Source organism: Phytobacter sp. V91, from assembly GCF_965644225.1.
Classification (GTDB): Bacteria; Pseudomonadota; Gammaproteobacteria; order Enterobacterales; family Enterobacteriaceae; genus CBFFRJ01.
The window spans coordinates 1-3,478 of the sequence record NZ_CBFFRJ010000238.1 but is presented as its reverse complement, the minus strand read 5'-3'; the positions used below and the strand labels follow the sequence as shown (position 1 = coordinate 3,478).

Here is a 3,478-nt window from a genome sequence, read left to right as displayed (position 1 = left end):
CCGATGATCAGTCGGGGATCTTCCCCGCCTGAGCGGGGAAGGTCAAGACATAAGGGCCGGGGTGAGGGCATCAGACCTCACTTTGCCGAATTACTTCGTCACCAGAATAGAGTCGACCAGTTTGAATTCCGGGGCTTTATCCAGTGGGATAACTTTGCCGGTTTTCGCGGCATCGACCATCATTTTCAGGCCGGTGGCGCCGATGTTCGCCGGGTTCTGGGCGACGGTCGCGGTCATCTGACCGGCATCGACCATTTTACGGGCTTCAGGAATACCATCGGTACCGACAACCAGTACTTTACCGGTTTTGCCTGCGTTCGCTACGGCCTGGGCTACACCCATTGCCATGGTGTCATTGGCGCAGTAGAAGGCCTTCAGGTCCGGGTTACGTTGCAGTACGTTGGTGGCAACGTCCAGCGCCTTAATGCGGTCCCAGTCAGCGGGCTGGCTGGCAACCAGCTTAATCTGGCTGGCCTTTTTAAAGGCTTCGGTGGCGCCGTTACGGCGGGCTTCACCGGAAGCGTTACCGGCTTTACCTTCGATAATCGCCACTTCGCCGCCCTGGGCACCCAGTTTCTCAACGATAAAGTCTGCGCCTTTGGCACCGACCGCTACGTTATCGGTGGTAATAAAGCCTTCAACATTACCGCCTGCTTTTTTCAGGTTATCCATATCGATTTTTTCATCGAGGTTAACCAGATAAATCCCCTTTTTCCATGCACGGGCAACCGGCATCACCAGGTTTACCGATGACAGCGGCGCAAAGGCGATCCCTTTATAATTCTTATTACTCAGGTCTTCGAATAATTGTAATTGAGACTGGAAATCACCTTCAGAGGGCGATGCGAAAATATCCACACTGACACCCAATGTTTTTGCTTCGTCTTCGATGCCTTTTTTCATATCAACCCAGAATGGGTTCGACAGCGTTTTTAATACGACGGCATAGTCGGCAGCAGCAAACGCACTGGTAGACAACATTAAACCCATAGCAGCGCCGCTGAATATTTTCAGGTATTTATTCATAGCAGTATTCTCATTGTAGGGAATCGTTGTGGTTAACCCCAGTGAATAAGTGTGATTAACCTTTGTTATGTCACTTATATTACTTCAAGTTTTCTACTTCAGTGCCCCCGGTGAAAAGAAATCAACGATGGCTCCGGTCTTTTGCATATTTTTAGTTGCCTGTTCGATGTTCTGTTGGGCAACCGACACAAAGAAGGCGTCCAGTAAGGTTAATTGTAATATCCGTGCGGATGCGTTTCTCCCTAATAAAGGGGTCTCTGGTGCTGGCGAGCAAATAATAAAGTCGGCCATTTTAGCAATTGGCGAATGGTAGCTGTGTGTGATGCAAATTATTTTTGCCCCATTTTTTTTCGCCAGTTCTGTTGCTGCTTTTACATCGTTTGTCCGGCCCGAGTGGGAAACCACCAGAACAACATCACCCTCCTGCAACAAGGCTGCGGACATCATCATAATATGCGCGTCCTGATGAGCCTGGCAGCGCACGCCAATGCGTAAAAATTTATGCTGTACATCCGCGCAGATGGCATTCGAACCGCCAGCGCCGTACAGGTCACGCTGCTTCGCCTGGTAGAAAAAGCGTGCCGCGCGATGGATCTCTTCCACGTTCACAATCGACTGGCCTTCCATGATGGTACGCAGTGTGATGTTGAAAACCTTGTTCACAACATCCAGCGGCGCTTCATCAAAGGCAAGTTCTGCGGGGAGAACCTGCTCGGACTGAGAAAAGTAGTCGACCAGTGCGCTGCGCAGATTGCGGAACCCGCTAAATCCGAGCAGTTTCGACACCTTCACGATCATCGCCTCTGATACCGCCAGCGCTTCGGCGACATCTTTAATGGCTGGCGCATCGCTCAGATGGCCCGGTGTGAGTAACCAGTCCACAATGCGGCTCTCGTTATCGGTCATCCCTTCCTGCTTCATTCGCAGCCAGGGGGCCAGGCCGATGCCATTGGGGAGTCCTTGATCAAACTCTGACTGACTCATACTTTCTCTTGTCCTTGTAGTGAAGACGACACTATATCACCACAGGACCCATCATAAATATGCTGACAACTTCACACAATAGCTAAATTCATAAAGTTTTTATTTTTGTGAAGTTATCGCATCTTTATTTATGTGGTTATTTTAATAAAAATATTTTTAATCATTAAGTTAGTTGGATTTTGAGCCTGAGGGAGACATTTTTAAAATCGCGTTAGCACACAATTTCAAGTTGATTTGTAAATTAAGCCTGTGTAGAAAGGACGCTGTACACCGGGTTTTTGGCGGCAGATCCTGAATCATCGCCGTCAAAATCACAAAATTTACCTGATCCGTAAAGTTTGCTCACCACAAGGCGGAAGAGATGAAGAAGATTGCATTCGGCTGCGACCATGTCGGGTTTATCCTTAAAGAGGAGATTCTGACGCACCTGGCAGCAAAAGGTATTGAGGTGATTGATAAAGGCACCTGGTCGGGCGAGCGCACCGACTACCCTCGTTATGCCAGTGCGGTGGCTGAAGCAGTCGTGGCGGGCGAAGTGGACGGCGGGATCCTTATCTGCGGCACCGGCGTTGGCATCTCTATTACCGCCAATAAATTCCCCGGGATCCGCGCGGTGGTGTGCAGCGAAACCTATTCCGCCCAGCTTTCACGCCAGCACAACAATACTAACGTGCTGGCGTTTGGTTCACGGGTTGTGGGTCTTGAGCTGGCTAAAATGATTGTCGACTGCTGGTTGAGCGCGGAATTTGAGGGTGGGCGGCACCAGACGCGCGTTGCCGCGATTGCCGATATTGAGGCGCAGCAGCGTCCGCAGTCATCCTGACGCAACCCGCTTGATGACAGGCAGCGCGCCCGGAGTGGAGAGTGCCGCCTGTCCCTTAACTCGATCAGTTCTTTTTAACGAATTCGGATTTCAGCTTCATCGGGCCAAAGCCGTCTATTTTGCAGTCAATATTGTGATCGCCTTCGACCAGGCGAATGTTTTTCACTTTGGTCCCGATCTTCAGCATCGACGAACTGCCTTTTACTTTAAGATCTTTAATCACTGTGACGCTGTCGCCGTCAACCAGCAGGTTGCCGTTGGCATCTTTTACGATCAGCTCATCAGCATCCGCTGAGGCTTCGCTGTCGTTCCATTCGTGGGCGCATTCCGGGCAGATGAACATGCCATTATCTTCATAAGCGTATTCGGAATTGCATTTCGGGCAGTCAGGGAGTTGCATGTGGATATCCTCAGAAGTAGATACAGCGCTGGAAACTGGCCAGCGCAAAAGGCGGCTTTTCGCCAGAAAGGGCCGGGATTATACAACAAGTCCGCACATTTGCTGTTGCTATTCTTTTTTTCAAAAAATGATAAAAAAAGTGATAGAGGTGACATAACCTGTCATTCGCTTAGGGAAGGTGCGATTTAATCGGTGGGGTTCAGTGGAGTCCTTATCTGTATTAGCCTTACCTTAGCTGAGCTGTA

At 49.9% G+C, this 3,478-nt stretch carries 4 protein-coding genes; 1 reads left to right on the top strand and 3 read right to left on the bottom strand.

The window, feature by feature from the left end; translation table 11 throughout:
* Positions 1-90: 90 nt before the first annotated feature.
* The gene (alsB, locus tag ACSZO4_RS25190; RefSeq protein WP_437891826.1) at positions 91-1,026 is read right to left on the bottom strand and encodes a D-allose transporter substrate-binding protein; all 936 of its coding nucleotides are present in this window, start codon (positions 1,024-1,026) and stop codon (positions 91-93) included.
* A gap of 93 nt (positions 1,027-1,119) precedes the next feature.
* Positions 1,120-2,010 (bottom strand): MurR/RpiR family transcriptional regulator, encoded by an 891-nt coding sequence (locus ACSZO4_RS25185; RefSeq protein ID WP_437891825.1) that lies wholly within the window; start codon positions 2,008-2,010, stop codon positions 1,120-1,122.
* Positions 2,011-2,371: 361 nt separating this feature from the next.
* Here ACSZO4_RS25185 and rpiB point away from each other — a divergent pair, with 361 nt between their 5' ends.
* Complete coding sequence (gene rpiB, locus ACSZO4_RS25180) at positions 2,372-2,833, top strand: bifunctional allose-6-phosphate isomerase/ribose-5-phosphate isomerase RpiB (RefSeq protein ID WP_437891824.1); 462 nt, start codon at positions 2,372-2,374, stop codon at positions 2,831-2,833.
* Positions 2,834-2,897: 64 nt separating this feature from the next.
* Here the strand turns inward: rpiB and ACSZO4_RS25175 are convergent, their stop codons facing one another.
* Positions 2,898-3,233 (bottom strand): zinc ribbon domain-containing protein YjdM, encoded by a 336-nt coding sequence (locus tag ACSZO4_RS25175; RefSeq protein ID WP_437891823.1) that lies wholly within the window; start codon positions 3,231-3,233, stop codon positions 2,898-2,900.
* Between the last annotated feature and the right edge of the window lie 245 nt (positions 3,234-3,478).